We start from the raw sequence: 17,640 nt of genomic DNA on the forward strand, positions 1-17,640 counted from the left end.
CGATGAGCGAGTTCAAAAGAGTGCTGGCCGTGGATCTTGGAGCCAGCTCCGGCAGAGTGATTCTGGGAACTTATGACGGCAGCCGCATTGTCACCGAGGAGCTTCACCGGTTTGCCAATACTCCGCTGCAAATTGGCGGGGATTTACACTGGAATGTGCTGGAGCTGTTTCAGGAAATTAAGCAGGGTATCAGGCTGGCCTGCAGCAAATACGGGGAGCTGCTTAGTCTCAGTGTGGACACCTGGGGAGTGGATTACGGCGTGCTGGATCAGGACGGAATGCTGCTGTATCCGCCTCACCATTACAGAGATCAGCGGATGCAGGAATACCGCCTCAAGCTGGAAGAGCTGCTGCCGCCGGAGGAACAATTCCGCCTGACCGGCAACCAGCCGGACCCCATCAACACAGTGTATCAGCTGTTTGCTGATGTTCAGCGGAATCCTGAACTGCAGGCAAATGCTGGCCGAATCTTAATGATGCCGGATTTATTTCATTATTTATTATCAGGAACAGCCGCCGCCGAGCGGACGATCCTCAGCACCAGCGGCCTCACGAAGGCCGGCACGGCAGAACTCTCATCCGAGGTGTTCAGCAGACTGGGAATTTCTCCGGCGCTGATTGCCGAGAGGGTGGATGCCGGAACAGTTATCGGCTCCTTGCTACCCGGCCTCCGCAAGGAATTCGGAGGCAGTGCCCTGCAGATCATTGCCGGCGCTTCACATGATACAGCTTCAGCGGTTGCTTCCATTCCCTATCGTGACAAGGAGCATGCAGCATTTATCAGCTGCGGTACCTGGTCGCTGGTCGGATTGGAAACGGAGCAGCCCGTGCTTACAGAGCGCTGCTACCGTTATGGCTTCACCAATGAGAGCTGCTACGGCAGGGGCAACCGGCTGCTGAAGAATATTACGGGTCTTTGGCTGCTGCAGGAAACCCAGAGAGCCTGGGCGGAAGCCGGTGTGGCCCTTAGCTTCGGGGAAATGGTGGAGCTGGCCGAGAGCGAGCAGGCTGTGCAAGGTCTGATCAATCCGGGTGATCCGCTGTTCAGCACCCCGGGAGATATCCCCGGACGTATTGCGGAATATTGCCGCAGCACCGGACAGCCGGTGCCGGCTTCCAAAGGTGCAGTCGTCCGGCTCATTCTAGTGAGCCTCGCCGAGGCGTACCGCAAGGCGATCGCGGAGCTGGAGGAGCTCACCGGCACAACGATCCGTACCGTGCATATGGTTGGCGGCGGTATTCAGAACCGGCTGCTGTGCCAGCTGACGGCGGATGCGACCGGGAAAGAAGTGATCGCCGGTCCGGTCGAAGCAAGCGCGATCGGGAACGTTATCGTGCAGCTTACTGCACTTGGCTTGCTGGATTACAGCCGGGCGGGGGAAGTGGCCGCCGCTTCCGGAGGTCTTGCCGTGTACCGGCCTGTTCAAGAATGAATATACAAAGAGGAGAAATGACAATGGATGAAATGGAACGGAAATTACGACTGCAGATTTGCGACATTGGGAGAAACCTGTTCAATAAAGATTATATTGCCGCCAATGACGGCAATATTTCAGCAAGGTTGAACGAACACGAAGTATTGGCCACCCCTACAGGTGTAAGCAAAGGATATCTGGAGCCGGATATTCTGGTGAAAGTTAATCTTCAGGGCGAAATTCTGGAGGCACAGGAAGGCTACCGCCCTTCGACAGAGGTGAAAATGCATCTGCGGATCTACCGGGAACTTCCCGGCATCCATGGTGTGGTTCACGCCCATCCGCCATTTGCCACCGCCTTTGCCATCAAGGGAGAAGCACTGGATAAGATGATGATGCCGGAATCGGTCATTGCCATGGGCGAGATTCCTCTGGCCCCGTACGGTACGCCTTCCACTGAGGAGGTTCCTGATTCGATTATGCCCTTCCTCGGCAAGAAATCCGCTGTGCTGCTGGAAAGCCATGGGGCCTTGTCCTGGGGAAAGGATGTAATGGCAGCTTACATGAATATGGAGAGATTGGAGTATACTGCGAAGCTCACTTTTCTGACCCGCATGATCCAAGGGGAGCGTGAACTGCCGGCAGACCGGATCGAGCAACTGGTAGCACTTAGATCATTTTACGGAATGTAAAGGAGATTATAGGATGCTCAAAAAGATTCCCAAGCTGCTGTCTCCTGAGCTCGTGCGGATTATGATGGAAATGGGCCATGGGGATGAGCTGGTGCTGGCGGATGCAAATTTTCCGGGACATGCGCTGCATCCAAGGGTGACAAGATGCGATGGCATAGGAATCCCCCGGCTGCTGGCCGCTATTCTGGAGCTGTTTCCGCTGGATCATTATGCCGGGCATCAGGCCGTTCTGATGGATGTGGTGCAAGGCGATCCCACCGTTCCTGTGATCTGGGATACTTATAAGGAGATTATTAGGGGTGTTGATCCTCAAGCGGTGATTGGTTACGAGGAACGCTTCAACTTCTATGAACGGTCCAAATCCGCTTATGCGATTGTAGTAACCGGGGAAGAAGCGCTGTATGGCAATCTCATTCTTAAAAAAGGCGTTATTGAAGGGTGAAAGTAGAATTACAGGCATTTTTTAATTTTTTTGTAATATACTTAAGTGTTGCGAAATCGACTTGAATGTTTTGAAAAAGACAGAGCTGTAGTGTGTTAGGCCGTTCAGGCGTTTTAGGCAGAGAGTCGAAGCAATTTTAGAATGTCGAAAAGAGGCTTCTTTTCCAGGGCTTGCTGATACACAATGAATGGGACATCTCCTTTATCTGGAAATTGTGGTCTGGTAAACGACAATTTCTCCAACATGGCTGGATGTCCTTCTTCTGTCTGCCTATTCGATAAAAGTTCTAACCGTTTGACTTTAATTTCATTTGTTCGTCAGCATGTTTTTTACAAGACTCAAGTCAATAATAGAGATGTGAGTTAAAACCTTCTATGCTTAACATGAATTGCCGCGAATACTCAGCGCCCCCTCGTTAGCCTCTGCTTATATAACTTAAATATAAAATATCCCAAATTTGTTTTAATCGTTCCCAAATGGGTTATATATCTCCTGTGCTTTGTAATGGGTAATTTTGGATTACGCACCATAACCCTCATTAAGACAACCCAGACAGGAGAGGACGTTAGTGAAAGTGAAACAATTGGCAATGATTATGCTCATCATGTGTATGATTCTAACAGGCTGCATGGGGGGCGGCAAGGAAGCCGGTCCAGCGCCTTCACCCGCACCGACGGCCAGTCCGGCTGCAGAAACGAAGAAACCTTCAGGGAACCCTCCGCCGGACGCTTCGCAGACGGTGTATAATCTGAAGCAGAAATACGATACTGACAACAATCCGGGCATCATGCCTATGTATAATGTTGAGCAGGATATGGAATTTATCTTCAGATTCAATACGGATCTTGGCTCAGAGGCAATTGGCAAGACGCTGTCCGTACATACCGATATCAAGGCACTGCCGGAGAGCAAGGTAGGGACCCTTGAAGACTCACAGCTTGTAGGTGGCAAAAGCGTATACTCCATCAAGCCGCTCGGCTTCGGCGTACTCCCTTCCGATTCCTTGCGCGAAGCCGGAGGCAGCTCCTGGGGGAACGCCCCCGTGTACTACATCCGGCTCAACTATGACCTGGATGCCAAATCGCCTACTCCGCTGAAGCAGCCGATTATCATTCCGTTTACGGTGAAATCGGATCTGCCCACACCGACTCTGGATGCCGACATCAGCCCTGACGGCAGACTGACTCTCGTATGGAATGAGGTGCCGGGCGCAGAGAGCTACAATATTTACAGCGCTTCGCATATCACGATGGAGAATACCAATGAGGCGCTGAACGGGGCGGAGCAAGGATATGCGAATCAGCGTCCGCTGAAGATTGCGACGGTGCCCGGCACTTCTTATAACGACTTCATGAAGGACGGGCGCGGTGCGCTCGGCATTGTGGATGAGACCATCACCAGCCTTCAGAACAACAATGTGCAAGGTGAATATTATGTCACCGCTGTTCAGGGAGGCAAAGAGTCCAGGTTCAGCCGCTCGGTGGATACCGTGTCGCTGTCCAAGCTGCTGCCGCGCACCGTAGCTTCCGAGGATAATATCAACCTGAAATTGTTCAAGAACGCTGCCGAATTGCCCAAGACTGTACCTGTCCAGTTCATTGACGGCTCCAAAGCCTCGGGGACTGTGATATATGACACGGATTCCATCACGATTCAGCAGTCCGGTCCAACCGATGTGCCATACTCCATTCAAGGTACAGCGCTCAAGGGATACGTACAGGTTACGCAGTTGACGGATGCCGATATTGCAGGTCTTGCAGCCGCCCAGAGCAAAGGGGCCAATCAAGGGTATGTGGAGCCGGAGAATAATACGGAGTATGTGCCTGCCCCTGATGTTCCGACCATCATTGACAACGACAATGCGGGCGAATCCGGCGATAATGCCATTGACCGGCAGAAGGAAAATACCCGCAGCAAGGTAGATGAGGGGAACAAGCAGGCCGTGCCTGCCTCAACGATCCGGGCGGACCTGATTCATGCCGATTCTGCGCTGGAAGAGTATCTCGCCTTGTCACTGATCAGCGGAAAGACCGAAATTTCGCTTCTGGCCTTCCCGGAGGCGCAGAATGCGCGAACCCTGGTCGATGTAGTGGAAAAAGTAGTCTATCAGAACCCGCTCATTCTTGGATTCCGCAGCTACGGCTACGATTATCAGAACCTGACGCTGCATGTGGAGTACGATGATTCAGCCGAGGTCATTGCGTCCAAACAGCGTGAGATCCTCTCAGAGGCAGATAAAGTGATCGCCGCCACACTCAAGGACGGTATGAGCGCCGATGAGAAGCAGATGGCGATCTACGATTATCTGAATGACAATACCGCCTATGACGATGCCGCGCTGGAGAATGCCAAGGAGCAGCAGTTCAAGAGTGTGGATGCCAAATTCAATGATTCTTTCAGTACCTACGGCATTCTGGTCAAAAAAGTTGGCGTATGTATGAGCTATGCACACACCTTCCAGTTGCTCGCTGACCTGTCCCAGGTCCCTTCGATGGTGATCACAGGAACCATGAGCGGCGTGAATCACGCCTGGAACAAAGTGAAAATCGGCGCGGAATGGGTCAATGTCGATCCGACCAATAATGCTACCAATAGCGGACTTCCCTATCTGCTCTACAATTCCAGCGATGCCACTGCCACAGATGTAGAGTATGCGATGGACAAGGCTTATTGGCTGGACCATGAGCTGTCCCTGTTCCAGGCCACCAGCAATGCCTATGATTATTATGTGACGCAAGGGCTTGAGGTGGATTCCATGGAAGCGTACAAGACCAAATTGGCCGAACAGTTGAAGAATGGGGAGACCCTGGTGGTCCTGCGCGTTCTGGCCGATGCAGACAGTTCAGAGCTGATGCAGAAGACCGCCGAGGTCATCAAGCAATATGATGCAACCAAGCTGGACAAAGCGGGTATGGTTGAATTCGGAAGCTACGTGGCGGTTCAGCTGTAAGCCTGGCCCCTATAGAAATGCCAAAAGGTAAGCTCTGCAGCGGAGCTTACCTTTTGACTTTCCAGAAGAAACAAATTGCAGTCTGGGCTATGAACTTAGTTCCAAGAATATTGCATCCGCTTATACCCGACATCCCATACTTTTTGGTTCCCCTCAATGGTGATCTTCAGCTCGTTCCCCAGCTCGAGAGGAATCTTGAATATCGACGGGAATAGATCAGGATCACTCCGCTGATCTTCTCCAGAGCCGGTCAATATCTCTTTTCCATCGAGGGTAACACGGATGCTTCCCGAATAATCGGTTGGTTCAGGGATTCCGTTATAGAACGAGAATATCGTCTCCCCCTCAGACGTATACGTGAACGTTCTAGAATCTACGCCTTCAGCGTCATACATATTATACAAGGGCTTTACAGTTTGACCGCTTATTTGAAAGCCGTCCTCCGGCTTGTCTCCAGCGGATGAATTCCCCGAACTGTCCGTCCATTCATTGATCGCCACAAACGGGCCTTCTACTTTGGTTGTCGCTTTATCTATCGCCCCGCTTATTCCCCATACGGCTGTTTTAGGCAGAGAGTCGAAGCAATTTTAGAATGTCGAAAAGAGGCTTCTTTTCCAGGGCTTGCTGATACACAATGAATGGGAAATAACCTTTATCTGGAAATTTCGGTCTGGTAAACGACAATTTCTCCAACAAGGCTGGATGTCCTTTTTCTGTCTGCCTATTCGATAAAAGTTCTAACCGTTTGACTTTAATTTCATTTGTTCGTCAGCATGTTTTTTACAAGAATCAAGTAATATAGTGAATACAAAAGGGGCGCTCCGTAACCATTTCTGGTTGTCGGAGCACCCCTTAGTAGGTTGTGATTATTCGCTGCGCAGCGCCGTTACCGGATTCTTCTTGGCGGCAAGCTTGGCCGGAATGAATCCGCCGAGCATGGTGAGCACCACGTTAATGAGGATCAGCAGCAAGGCATGCAGCGGATTTAATTGGGCGACATTGGAAAGATCTGTGAGCGATTTAATAATGATGTTCGCCGGGATGGTCAGCAGATAGGTAATTCCTATCGCCAGAACCCCGGAAAAGGCACCGATGATAAAGGTTTCTGCGTTGAAGACACGCGTGATGTCTTTTTTGCGTGCGCCTAATGCGCGTAGCACCCCGATCTCCTTAGTCCGCTCAAGTACAGAAATATAGGTGATAATTGCGATCATAATCATGGAAACGACAAGCGAGATCGAAGCAAAGGCAATCAGTACAAGTGTTATGGCATTCATAATCCCGCCGGTCAGGCCGGTAACGATGGCCGCCATGTCCGTGTATACGATCATATCACTCTCGGGCAAGTCTTCATTCCATTTGTCCAGATATTCCACGATGGCTTCCTTGGAATCAAAGTCCTTCGGATAGATGGAGATCGAAGCCGGGATGCTTGTTGCACCCAGAGCAGCCAGAACATCTTCTTTCACAGGAGCCGTATTGCTGCCTGCTCCACCTGGCATCATGGGGGCACCAGGCATCATCTCTGTCTGAGCAGAGGTTTTCGGAAACACATCGCCGGTCAGAAGGTTAATGGTATCTTCCTGCTCCTGGGCCTTTACCACCTTGGAAGCCTGAGCGGAGGTAATGAAGCGGAGCGCCAGGTCGTCGGAATAGGCGATCCCGGCAGCCATAGTGGACATCGGAGAATCCTTCTGCGCCCGGATAATTCCTGCAATCCGAAGTGGAATGGCATCTGTGCTGTTATACATATCGCTTAAGTTGGCAGCCGTTCCATTGACCACGAAATGGTCACCGGATTTTACATAGTACAGATCGTTCGGGATCAGCTTAAACTCTTGGCCGACAATATCGTCAAATCCGATGCTGTCCGCAGTATAATCCAGGCCGAGCGCTTCCACCGAAGCAACATTCAGCTGGTTGTATTCATCCACGATCAGCACAAGGTCGGTATCCTTGGACGGAAACGAACCGGCGAGCAGGTCGTAATAGTTCTCCAGATAACTTCCGGGAGCACCGCCGGCCTTGCTTGGGAATGAGGAGAAGTAGCTTGTATTGATGGCAGTTGCCGTTTTACCATCAGATTTTAGAATGTTCATATTCACTTTACGGGCATAAGAGATGCCGTCGATCAGGGCTGGATCAATCTGCTTCACAAAGTCCAGATATTTTTCGGTCAGAACATTGGTGTGCATAATGGTATTGGCACTCGGATCGTATGGATAGATTTCCTGCGAGTCGCTGTACTCCTCCTTGCTGGTTGCTGCATCATCTGCCGCAGTTTCCGAGCGGTCAAAGCTCATCGCAGACTGGCTGATCGACACCGGGAAATTGGAGAGCGCACCCGCTTCATAGTTGTTGATTTGTTTATTGAAGCCGTTGGAGAGGGCCAGGATTAAGGCAATCCCGATGATACCGATACTGGAGGCGAAAGCAGTTAAGGTCGTTCTCCATTTTTTGGTCATGATGTTTTTGAAGGACAATTTGAGCGCTGTGGAGAAACCCATTGCTGTCTTTTTCAGCTTGTAGTCAGAGCTTACTTTCTGGTCAGGAAGCGGATCGGTGTCGGAAATGATTTTACCGTCTCTGAATTCCACAGTCCGGTCTGTGTATTTCCGGGCCAGTTCCGGGTTATGCGTAACCATAACGACCAGCTTATCCTTGGCGATTTCCTTGATCAGCTCCATAATCTGTTCACTTGTCTGGGTATCCAACGCTCCTGTAGGTTCGTCGGCAAGAATAATGTCGGGGTCATTGGCGAGCGCCCGGGCGATGGCTACACGCTGCATTTGACCGCCGGACAGCTGGTTCGGTTTCTTGTGCAGGTGATCTTTAAGGCCAACCTTCTCCAGCACCTCTTTTGCCTTGTGCCGTTTCTCGGCTGCGGGGACACCGCTGAGGGTCATTCCCAGCTCGACATTGTCCATAATACTCAGATGCGCAATCAGATTATAGCTTTGAAAGATGAAGCCGACGCTATTATTACGGTAAGCATCCCAATCGCTGTCCTGAAAGTTCTGTGTGGATTTACCGTTAATGATCAGGTCTCCGCTGTCATATTGATCCAGCCCGCCGATGATGTTCAGGCAGGTGGTTTTACCCGAGCCGCTGGGACCCAGGATGGCGACAAATTCATTTTCCCGTAAATTGAGGCTGACCTTATCGAGCGCTACCTGTGTGAAATCTCCTGTCGTGTAGCTCTTGCTGATGTTTTTTAGCTGCAGCATATCTGTAAACCTTCCTTTCAAATAAAGCTAGCTTGATGAATTGCTGACAGCATATCATACGAATATGAACTGAACATCAACTGGCTTCCGGCTACAGGGAAAGACTATAATTTATTCAAAGGCTAAAGAATGCAGGTGATTTCATGATTACTATACTTGTTGTGGAAGATAATGAGACGTTGCGCCAGCTGATCTGTACAGTGCTTGGGAAACATGGGTACAGGGTGCTTGCAGCAGAGGATGGCCAGAGTGCACTGGATATTTTGGAAGCGGAATATATTGATTTGATTATTTCTGATATTATGATGCCTCAAGTGGACGGTTACGAGCTGATTGAGCATCTGAGGCAATCCAATAACAATCTGCCTGTGCTGATCATTACTGCCAAAGACAGCTTTCAGGACAAGCAGAAAGGGTTCCTTGTCGGCACGGACGATTATATGGTGAAGCCGATTGATATCAATGAGATGGTACTGCGGGTGGGGGCTTTGCTGCGCCGGGCGCAGATTGTCAATGAACGCAAGCTGACTGTGGGCGGGGTGACCCTCGATTATGATTCTGTAACGGTCTACAGAGATGGGGAGAATACGGTTCTCCCGCAGAAAGAATTTTTCCTGCTATATAAGCTGATTGCTTATCCAAACAAAATATTTACCAGGCAGCAGCTGATGGATGAAATCTGGGGGATGGATACGGAGACAGATGCCCGGACAGTGGATGTGCATATCAACCGGCTGCGGGAACGTTTCAGGGAATATACGGAGTTTGAGATTGTAACGGTCCGGGGACTCGGGTATAAGGCGGTGAAGCATATATGAAAAAGAGGTTCAGCAATTTATGGTTCGCCTTTGTGATGCTGGTATTTATGATCATGCTGTCTTCTGCGGTGTTTATGATGACTATTATTTTCATTATAAAGAGGTTCACAATAATCGAGCCGGGCCAATTCCACGCCTTCGGATTTCTGGCAGCGGTACTGCTTACGGGGATCCTTACTGGAACGCTTATCACTGCCGTCATCGGGCAAAAAATATTGCTTCCCATCAGCAGACTGAGAGAAGCAACCAAGGAAGTCGCCAAAGGCAACTTTAATGTTCAGTTGTACGAGAATATTAAGATTGAAGAATTCCGGGAGATGGCCAAGGATTTCAATAAGATGGTTCAAGAGCTCCAAGGGATTGAAACACTAAGAACCGATTTTGTCACGAATGTATCCCATGAGTTCAAGACGCCTATCACAGCCATTGAGGGCTATGCTGCACTGTTGCAGAATTCGGATCTTCCGGCCGAGGAGAGAGAGGAATACGCGGGCAAGATCATTAGCAGCACCAGGCAATTATCCATGCTGACCAACAATATTCTGAAGCTGTCGAAGCTGGAGAACCAGGAAATCATCATTGAAAAAACAGAGTTCAGTCTGGATGAGCAGATCCGCCAGGCGCTTCTTCTCCTGGAGCCGCAGTGGAGCGGCAAACAGCTGGATCTGGAGATTCAGTTGGCAGAGACTGGCTTCTATGGCAGCGAAGAGCTGCTGATGCAGGTATGGATTAACATTCTGGGGAATGCGGTAAAATTCTCAAGAGAATACGGGAACCTGTCCGTCACCTTGACCGAATCCCCCCAGAACGTGAGTGTTGAAATTACCGATACCGGAATCGGCATGACCCCGGAGGTGCAGCGGCATATCTTTGAAAAGTTCTACCAGGGCGACAAAGCACGGGCTTCTTACGGGAACGGGCTCGGACTGCCTTTGGCCAAACGGATTGTCGACCTGTGCGGGGGACGGATTATTGTGAGCAGCAAGCCGGGCCAGGGCTCGACATTCCTCATTGAATTGCCAAGAGGATAAAGATCGGGAACCTCTTACTGCGAGCGGATACCGGACCAGAACGTAAGCCCGTCAAGGGGATAATCGGCTCTGCCGGAGGCCCCGGCTGCTGAACTCAAGGAGAGCTGCGTACCGTTTGCCTGAAGCTTGAACAGCTGCTCAATATGATGTATTCCCGCCGGATGGGTTTCCTCATATACACTCAGGGCAACCCCGGCGGCCACTCTGGCAGTGATTACGGATTCCTGCATTCCTTCGATACCGGCTTCCATGACAACAGCTTTACCGCCCCGAACACCATAAGCATCGACTTTGACGGCATATTGTTCTGAACCCAGCCGAAGTTTGCCGAAAGCCTGGACCGTGAGCTTGCGGATGACTTTGTTGCGGAAGAGGGTGGTTAAGCCAATTTTTCGCATAAGAGCGATGCCGGAGGTGGCCGCCCGGGAATCAAAGCATAAACGTGTAGCGACAGAAGGGACTTTCAAGGTATAGGGCAGGATCTGCTGATCGGAAAAAGGGAAAAGGTAAGTCTTGCGCGTTCCCGGCGTACCTCCGAAATTCACCTGCTTACGTTCCGTGAAGCTTCTTGCGGCAACCTTGCGTGCTTGCTCCACACGCTCAAAGGCAGAGCCGAGACTATCAACCGTCCATTCCAGGGCAGCTTGGCCGTGACTGTCGCCCAGACCCAGCATGATGGAGATGTCGATGCGCTCACGTGTATCCAGTTCATTCACCGCTTTGAGGGATAGCAGATTGGTTAAGCCGGGAGCAAGCCCCACGCTTAGAACAGCTGTACCCTTGAGCTCGGCTGCTGTGTCTCCCAGGCTCTGAAGCAGCCGGAAGTATTCCCCATTTGCCGACACATCGACATAATGGGTTCCGCTGCGCAGGCAAGCCTCCGCAAACGCGGTATCCTGCTGATCCAGGCACATGACCACCAGCTTGGTCCGCTTCAGCAGTTCTCCATCTACCGCTTCTCCCACACTAAGCCGCAGCGGCTTCACTTTGCCGTCTGTCGTCCTGCAGAATTGTTCCGCACGTTCCAGGCTTCGTCCCGCCGCATATACCACTCCAGGATGCTGTTCTCCCAGAAGCCGGCATATTTCTGCGCCGACATGGCCATACCCGCCGACAACCACTATATCTGTTTTCATTTCGCAACCTCTTTTCCGTGCTTCACAGCGAACCAGCCATCTATCAGATAGGAGCTGAAAAAGCGGGTGACACCGGAGAACCCGCTGCTTGCGAGCAACGTTAGAAGTTCATGTTCCGGAAGGGGGAAGGAGGTTTCACCGATGGAATGCTCGAACCATTCGCATTCCTGCCCGGAAATCCCGCCAGCCAGCATGTGGTTTTTCCACGCCTTTAGCGGCAAGGACCCGGGGATAGAACGGACGTCCCCGCTTAAGGTTGCCACAACCAGTATCGCCCCCTCCTGAAGCCGGCTATGGATTTCTTCCAGCATCCGCTGCTTCTGTCCGGTTTCCTTGACAAAGTGAAGCACTAGCATGCATGTGGCAGCGTCAAACAGCTTGTTCTTATCCAGTTCATCAACCGTGCTCTGCTGGAGAGTGATTTCAGCGGCCAGCTCCGTGCGCTGCATCCGCTGCCGGGCAAGCTCAAGCATCGCCGTTGACAGATCAATGCCAGTGAGCCGCCAGTGCTCATGCTGTGCGCCGAGGGTTATCAATTCTTGTCCGCCTCCGGCCCCGACAATCAGCAGGTCTGCCGGAGTTTCACCGCCGAGGTGTGCACTCAGCAATTGCTCCATGATGTCATAGAGCAGAGGATACCCCGGTATTTTTGCAGCGATTGTTGTCTCGTAATGCTGAACATCGGGATGCTCCCAGTCTCTGGCATGATGTAAATGTTTCTCTTGCATGATATCTGCTCCTGTCTCTATAGCTTGAATGTGAGTTCTCCTGATATATAATAAGAATTATTACTAATTATCAGGATTAAACACGGAATAGGCTATCCCACATATGTGGGATTTGGAAAGGACATCAGGATGAGCGAGGTTCTAAAAAGCTTGAGGACGCTGGAAATCAACCGGCAGGAGATGAGAATGACATCTCCGCAATACAGGGAGGCGGTAATCTCCAAGCTGCGGCAGTACATTCCGTTTACCGCTGCCTGCTGCACTACCGTGGACCCGCATACGCTGCTGTCCACCGGGGCGATCACAGAGCAGGGTCTTGAGGATCTGCACCCGCAGCTGTTTGAATATGAATATCTGCATGAGGATTATATGAAGTATGAGCAGTTGGCCGCAGCGGCAGTGCCGGTCGCCTGTTTAAGCGGTGTAACGGAAGGGCAGCCCGGGCGGAGTGAACGTTACCGCAACGTACTCCAGCCTGCGGGCCTGGGAGACGAGCTCCGGGCTGCGCTGGTTGAAGGCGGTGGCTGCTGGGGGTTCTTAACCTTGTTCCGGTCACAGCACGAACCTCCTTTTCAGGAGCGGGAGTGTGCGGTGATCGCATCTGTTGTTCCGCTGATTGCCGGCGCACTCCGCAGCTATGCCTCCGAGCCCCCTCTGGGACGGATGGATAGCGCACCGGAGGACAGTGGAATCATGATTCTGACGGACCAGCTGCTTCCGGTCAGCGCGAATAGTGCGGCTCAATATTGGATGAGTCGTCTGCAGCAGCTGGAACGGTTGGATCACGGAGTTCTTCCCCGGCCGGTCAACGCCGTATGCCTGCGGGCACTTGGCGAGAATACGGAACCAGGAGGGTTGCCTTCCAAGGCGAAATTATGCCTGCGTGTCGAGGATGGGGCTTACTTGACAGTTACGGCCAGCAGGCTTGAAGGAAGCGGCGGGAAGACGGAGCTGGCCGTTGCCTTTGTCTATGCCAAGTCCTCGGAGATCTTCCGGCTGCTGGCCGATGCCTGCCAGCTGACCGCCAGGGAGAAGCAGCTGGCCGAGATGCTGTCCCGGGGATTATCCACGAAGGAGCTGGCAGAGTCGCTGCATATTTCTGCGTACACCGTACAGGATCACCTGAAATCGATCTTCTCCAAGACCGGCGTATCCAGCCGGAGAGCACTCATCAGCAAGCTGTTCTCACAGGGGATGGAATAGCCGGTAAGCACGCTAAACAGTCCCGATGCTGATACAAGGGGACTGTGCTGGCTTTTATAGGAGCTGCGGGATCTGGGAAGTGGAAGCAGGATGGGTCCAGTGCTTCTCGCTGCCGGGAAGATCATCGAACCATTCCGCATCCGGTGGACATTCCAGGATCATAAATTTGCCGTACTCCTGCGCTCTGGACTGATGGTATTTCAGATAGGCCTTGCCGTCTTCAATCGCCAGTATCTCGATTTTGCCGGAGGAGTGGCTCATGGATAGACGGACTCTTTTACCCAGACCTGAGGTTCTGGCCTTGGCTTCCTCAACAATGTTGTAGACACGCTCCAGCGGCAGAACGAACTCGCGGTTGCCGGCAATGGGCCGGTTCACGAAGAAATAATAGGGAGTGACTCCGGCCCAGGACAGCCGGTCGAGCAGTTCTCCGAGTACCGCCGGATCATCGTTGATGCCTTTCAGCACCGGCGTTTGATTAACCACGATTGCCCCGGCATTATGAAGTGCTCTGAATGCTTGTTTGGCTTCGGGCGTAATTTCCCGGGGATGATTAATATGCGCCATGACGTAAATGCGTTTGTCCTCCGATGAATAGGTACGGATTAGTTCCAGCAGTTCTTCGTCCTGATAAATGCGCATGGGATTAAATACGGGGATTTTGGAGCCCAGCCGGATAATCTTCACATGGTCAATGGATCTCAGACTTTCGATGATGAAGCGCAGCTTGGAGGTAGAGAGAATCAGGCTGTCTCCGCCGGTAAGCAGCACATTATTGATCTCAGGATGATTCCTGATGTATTCCAAGCCCGGAGCCACATCGGTTTGTGCTTCCTTCACATCATTGCGGAACAGGCGCTTGCGGAAGCAGTAGCGGCAGTAAGCTCCACACACCTCGGAGACAATCAGAAGGGCCGTTGTTCTGTATTTGTGCTGACATCCCGGCACTACATAATTCATTCCCTCATCGGATGCATCCCAGCAGCCGTACTCCGCAAGTTCACCTTCACTTGGAATGACGAGCCTGCGGATCGGATCACCCGGGTCGTCCCAGTCGATCAGCGACAGATAATAGTCATTGACCCGAAAGGCGAATTTGCCGGTGATCTCCTTCAGCTTTTCTTTCTCCGTTTCAGACAGCATGGCAACCTTGCTGATATCCGTTATGTACCTTACCTTTTGCACTTGCATCTCTCCTTGGTCTCATAGTGTGAGAAGTAAGGGAGCCTTGAGGTCGATAGCCAAACTGCTGCCAGCAGGGTCATGAGAATACAAAAAAGAGACCCTTAGCAAGGGTCTCTGGTTATGAATATACCTAAAAAAGCAGACCCATCCACTACTGACGAGGTTAGCTGACGGACTCGGGTAAGATGGTACCCTACATTCTGTGAATGATTCGCCCCAAAAGACTGGTTCCCCCGCTTTCCTGCCCAAAGGCTGGAAATTAAGCGTAGATAAAGTATAACCCGGAAAGTTTTGAAAAGTCAAAGCAAAACTTGCCCGCGGCAAGGCATACGGGACCAAGCCCAATCAGCAGAGTAGAAATTTTTTTTGTTGTGGGATTGCCGGTCTTCTTGAAACGCATCATACGCAGAGTCCCGGCCGCAAGACATAGATACGCAAAATCCTTTGTACAGAAAGGTTTTTTTGTTTTTTTGGTGCAAACAGGAGCGTCCGGGAAAACGCTTTTTTTAGGCTTGTCCCCGGTTTCGTTTTTGTGCAATTGTAACCGCCCTCATATGATGGAAGATAAGCTGCCCCGGTTGACGCGGCCAGAAAACCTTTGTTATGGTTTTTACAGACAGACGCCAGCCGGAAGCATTTTTGGAGGCGAATTGCACGATTTTGTGTGAGCTTAGCTTACCGGACTACTGCGAGGGAGATGGTTGATTTGATCAAAGGGATTATATTTGATTTTGACGGAACGATTATCGACACGGAAACAGCTTGGTACACCGCTTTTAGCGAAGCCTATGGAGAGCATGGGGTAGACCTGTCGCTGGAACAGTATTCTACTTGCATAGGCACCAGCCTTAACAGTTTTAATCCCTACGAATATTTGATGACTGACCTTAAGCTGCCTATCGACCGGATGGCATTCAGAACAGCGGTCCAGCAGAGGCACAGCAAGCTGATGGAGCTGGAACAGATGCGGCCGGGAATTCAGCAATATCTGGATGCTGCCAAGGACGCCGGACTGCGGATTGGCCTTGCTTCCAGCTCCTCTATGGACTGGGTGGAACGGCATTTGGAGCTGCTGGGCATACGCGATTATTTCGAGAGCATCCGCACCTCGGATCATGTGGAGAAGGTGAAGCCTGATCCGGAGTTGTATAACCAGGTCATGTCCTCTCTTGACATTAAACCACATGAGGCAGTCGCTATTGAGGATTCGCCAAACGGCGCAAGAGCTGCAGCTGCTGCTGGAATGTTCTGTGTGGTGATCCCGAATGCCATTACCCGCTTTCTTGAATTTGATATGCCGCATCACCAGACCGAAAGCCTGAGTCTTTTGGACTTCGATCACGTAGTTTCCCGGAGTTGCTTCGAAATCTCTGGTGTGCAGGTATAAAACACTACAGTGTACTAATTTCTGCGTATAACAACTATAATTTGTGAAATTATAAAGAGCTGAAATTACTTAAGGGGGACACCGATTTGAGAGCCGTACATTTTGGAGCGGGCAATATTGGCCGGGGATTTATCGGCCCAGTGCTGTCAGACTCCGGTTATGAGGTTTGTTTTGTCGGAAGAAATAGGCTGAAAATCGCTCAGCTGCAGGAACGGGGGCGCTATCCTGTTACCCTTGCCAATGATGAGCGGGACCGCTTTATTGTGGAGAATGTAACCGCCCTTCATCTGAAGGATCAGGAACAGGTGGCCCAAGCTGTAGCAGAGGCTGAGATCGTGACGACAGCGGTCGGGCTAACAGCGCTGAAGGACATTGCCGGAGCCATCGCGCAGGGTATCGAGAACAGGCTAAACAGCAACGCCTATCCGAAGCCGCTTCATATTATTGCCTGTGAGAATGGCGTTGGGAGCAGCCAAAAGCTTAAAAATCTGGTCTACCGCCATTTAAAGCAGCCTTTAAAGGGGCGTGCAGACCGCTGTGTCGCCTTCCCCGATGTTATGGTGGATCGCATCGTTCCAGTACAGACGCATAAAGATCCGCTGGAAATCGTAGTGGAGCCGTTCAGTGAATGGGTCATTCCCCGCAGCGAATTAATCGCTGATTATACGGAAATCAAAGGCGTCCATTATGTAGACTCCCTCGATTCCTATCTTGAACGGAAGCTGTTTACGGTGAATACCGGGCATTGCAGCGCAGCGTATTTTGGTTACCTGGAGGGCTGCTCCAGCATTCAGGAGGCGATGTCCGACCCCGGAATTAAGGACCGTGTCCGCGGAGTGCTGCAGGAGACCGGCGCGTTGCTGGTCCATTTATACGGTTTTGATCCTGCGGCGCACGACAGATATATCCATAAGATCATGGACCGGTTCATCAACCCGAACTTCAACGATAAAATATCGCGCGTAGCCCGTTCCCCGCTTCGCAAGCTTTCACCAAACGACCGGCTGCTGCGGCCTGCTATGCTTGCCCATGAGCTTGGTCTAGAGACCTCGTATCTGGTGTCGGCCATTACTTCCGCACTTCTCTATGGCGACCCTAATGATCAGGAAGCTGTGCTTCTCCAGGAAGAAATTCGGACTGCCGGTTTAAGCGCAGTGCTTGCCTCCCGGTTAGGGGTTCCGGCCGAACATCCGCTTCACGGCGAAATCCTCAAGGCATACCGGAGAGCCTGCTTGAGACATCCTCATCTGGCCAGCAGCGGCTTTGAATCCATGGTTCAAATTCTACGCGGCTAAGCTGTCCAAAAATTCGCATATCAACGGCAGACCGAGTCATAATGCTTATGCCGGCCTGCCGTTTTAATAAGCAAAGATGGCTTTTGCAGCAATCCCGCATGTGAAAAGAGGACGATATCCCGGGCCATTCG

Annotated in this window: 15 protein-coding genes and 1 riboswitch; of the genes, 9 read left to right on the forward strand and 6 right to left on the reverse strand. The window is 51.4% G+C overall.

All coding sequences use genetic code 11. The features are described from left to right. The first annotated feature begins 2 nt into the window (after positions 1 to 2). The 4 genes from MHI45_RS31725 (at position 3) to MHI45_RS31740 (ending at position 5,499) form a co-directional block, all read left to right on the forward strand. Positions 3 to 1,433 (forward strand): rhamnulokinase, encoded by a 1,431-nt coding sequence (locus tag MHI45_RS31725; RefSeq protein ID WP_076114390.1) that lies wholly within the window; start codon positions 3 to 5, stop codon positions 1,431 to 1,433. A 23-nt stretch (positions 1,434 to 1,456) separates the two neighbouring features. Beyond that, positions 1,457 to 2,107 (forward strand): class II aldolase/adducin family protein, encoded by a 651-nt coding sequence (locus MHI45_RS31730; RefSeq protein WP_038589957.1) that lies wholly within the window; start codon positions 1,457 to 1,459, stop codon positions 2,105 to 2,107. A 13-nt stretch (positions 2,108 to 2,120) separates the two neighbouring features. Beyond that, positions 2,121 to 2,549: an L-fucose mutarotase gene (gene fucU, locus MHI45_RS31735; protein WP_076114391.1), complete on the forward strand. Its 429-nt coding sequence runs from the start codon at positions 2,121 to 2,123 to the stop codon at positions 2,547 to 2,549. A gap of 568 nt (positions 2,550 to 3,117) precedes the next feature. Beyond that, positions 3,118 to 5,499, forward strand: coding sequence for a transglutaminase domain-containing protein (locus MHI45_RS31740; RefSeq protein ID WP_076114392.1), 2,382 nt, complete (start codon positions 3,118 to 3,120; stop codon positions 5,497 to 5,499). A 95-nt stretch (positions 5,500 to 5,594) separates the two neighbouring features. Here the strand turns inward: MHI45_RS31740 and MHI45_RS31745 are convergent, their stop codons facing one another. Together MHI45_RS31745 and MHI45_RS31750 are read right to left on the reverse strand one after the other, a co-directional pair. Further along, positions 5,595 to 5,999, reverse strand: coding sequence for a hypothetical protein (locus MHI45_RS31745; protein WP_256718288.1), 405 nt, complete (start codon positions 5,997 to 5,999; stop codon positions 5,595 to 5,597). Between the two features lie 366 nt (positions 6,000 to 6,365). After that, the gene (locus tag MHI45_RS31750; protein ID WP_076112976.1) at positions 6,366 to 8,726 is read right to left on the reverse strand and encodes an ABC transporter ATP-binding protein/permease; all 2,361 of its coding nucleotides are present in this window, start codon (positions 8,724 to 8,726) and stop codon (positions 6,366 to 6,368) included. A gap of 143 nt (positions 8,727 to 8,869) precedes the next feature. Between MHI45_RS31750 and MHI45_RS31755 the strand changes: the two genes are divergently transcribed. After that, a complete protein-coding gene (locus MHI45_RS31755; protein ID WP_076112977.1) occupies positions 8,870 to 9,544 on the forward strand; it encodes a response regulator transcription factor in 675 nt (224 codons plus the stop codon). Beyond that, positions 9,541 to 10,575 (forward strand): HAMP domain-containing sensor histidine kinase, encoded by a 1,035-nt coding sequence (locus tag MHI45_RS31760; RefSeq protein WP_076112978.1) that lies wholly within the window; start codon positions 9,541 to 9,543, stop codon positions 10,573 to 10,575. The genes MHI45_RS31755 and MHI45_RS31760 overlap by 4 nt, the downstream gene beginning before the upstream one ends. 14 nt (positions 10,576 to 10,589) lie before the next feature. Here MHI45_RS31760 and MHI45_RS31765 read toward each other — a convergent pair whose 3' ends face one another. Both MHI45_RS31765 and MHI45_RS31770 read right to left on the reverse strand, forming a co-directional pair. Beyond that, positions 10,590 to 11,711 (reverse strand): saccharopine dehydrogenase family protein, encoded by a 1,122-nt coding sequence (locus MHI45_RS31765; RefSeq protein ID WP_076112979.1) that lies wholly within the window; start codon positions 11,709 to 11,711, stop codon positions 10,590 to 10,592. Continuing rightward, entirely contained in the window at positions 11,708 to 12,439 is a 732-nt protein-coding gene (locus tag MHI45_RS31770; protein WP_076112980.1) for a class I SAM-dependent methyltransferase, read from the reverse strand. The genes MHI45_RS31765 and MHI45_RS31770 overlap by 4 nt, the downstream gene beginning before the upstream one ends. 186 nt (positions 12,440 to 12,625) lie before the next feature. Between MHI45_RS31770 and MHI45_RS31775 the strand changes: the two genes are divergently transcribed. Further along, positions 12,626 to 13,642 (forward strand): helix-turn-helix transcriptional regulator, encoded by a 1,017-nt coding sequence (locus MHI45_RS31775; protein WP_256718214.1) that lies wholly within the window; start codon positions 12,626 to 12,628, stop codon positions 13,640 to 13,642. A 54-nt stretch (positions 13,643 to 13,696) separates the two neighbouring features. Here the strand turns inward: MHI45_RS31775 and MHI45_RS31780 are convergent, their stop codons facing one another. Next, entirely contained in the window at positions 13,697 to 14,833 is a 1,137-nt protein-coding gene (locus MHI45_RS31780; protein ID WP_439823184.1) for a KamA family radical SAM protein, read from the reverse strand. A gap of 131 nt (positions 14,834 to 14,964) precedes the next feature. Continuing rightward, positions 14,965 to 15,103: riboswitch (cyclic di-AMP (ydaO/yuaA leader) on the reverse strand. Further along, entirely contained in the window at positions 15,087 to 15,365 is a 279-nt protein-coding gene (locus MHI45_RS31785; protein ID WP_076112983.1) for a hypothetical protein, read from the reverse strand. It overlaps the preceding riboswitch by 17 nt. 168 nt (positions 15,366 to 15,533) lie before the next feature. On the opposite strand from MHI45_RS31785, the gene MHI45_RS31790 reads away from it, so the two are divergent. Both MHI45_RS31790 and MHI45_RS31795 read left to right on the forward strand, forming a co-directional pair. After that, complete coding sequence (locus MHI45_RS31790) at positions 15,534 to 16,214, forward strand: HAD family hydrolase (protein ID WP_076112984.1); 681 nt, start codon at positions 15,534 to 15,536, stop codon at positions 16,212 to 16,214. A gap of 86 nt (positions 16,215 to 16,300) precedes the next feature. Further along, complete coding sequence (locus tag MHI45_RS31795; RefSeq protein WP_076112985.1) at positions 16,301 to 17,509, forward strand: mannitol-1-phosphate 5-dehydrogenase; 1,209 nt, start codon at positions 16,301 to 16,303, stop codon at positions 17,507 to 17,509. Positions 17,510 to 17,640 lie beyond the last annotated feature (131 nt).

Source organism: Paenibacillus sp. FSL H3-0321 (genome assembly GCF_038002865.1).
Taxonomy (GTDB): domain Bacteria; phylum Bacillota; class Bacilli; order Paenibacillales; family Paenibacillaceae; genus Paenibacillus_AQ.

What these genes read in the sequence shown, in the direction of transcription:
- MHI45_RS31725 (WP_076114390.1), top strand. Translation starts at nt 3, where the DNA reads ATGAGCGAGTTCAAAAGAGTGCTGGCCGTGGATCTTGGAGCCAGCTCC.
- MHI45_RS31730 (WP_038589957.1), top strand. Translation starts at nt 1,457, where the DNA reads ATGGATGAAATGGAACGGAAATTACGACTGCAGATTTGCGACATTGGG.
- fucU (WP_076114391.1), top strand. Translation starts at nt 2,121, where the DNA reads ATGCTCAAAAAGATTCCCAAGCTGCTGTCTCCTGAGCTCGTGCGGATT.
- MHI45_RS31750 (WP_076112976.1), bottom strand. Translation starts at nt 8,726, where the DNA reads ATGCTGCAGCTAAAAAACATCAGCAAGAGCTACACGACAGGAGATTTC.
- MHI45_RS31755 (WP_076112977.1), top strand. Translation starts at nt 8,870, where the DNA reads ATGATTACTATACTTGTTGTGGAAGATAATGAGACGTTGCGCCAGCTG.
- MHI45_RS31760 (WP_076112978.1), top strand. Translation starts at nt 9,541, where the DNA reads ATGAAAAAGAGGTTCAGCAATTTATGGTTCGCCTTTGTGATGCTGGTA.
- MHI45_RS31765 (WP_076112979.1), bottom strand. Translation starts at nt 11,711, where the DNA reads ATGAAAACAGATATAGTGGTTGTCGGCGGGTATGGCCATGTCGGCGCA.
- MHI45_RS31770 (WP_076112980.1), bottom strand. Translation starts at nt 12,439, where the DNA reads ATGCAAGAGAAACATTTACATCATGCCAGAGACTGGGAGCATCCCGAT.
- MHI45_RS31775 (WP_256718214.1), top strand. Translation starts at nt 12,626, where the DNA reads ATGACATCTCCGCAATACAGGGAGGCGGTAATCTCCAAGCTGCGGCAG.
- MHI45_RS31780 (WP_439823184.1), bottom strand. Translation starts at nt 14,833, where the DNA reads ATGCAAGTGCAAAAGGTAAGGTACATAACGGATATCAGCAAGGTTGCC.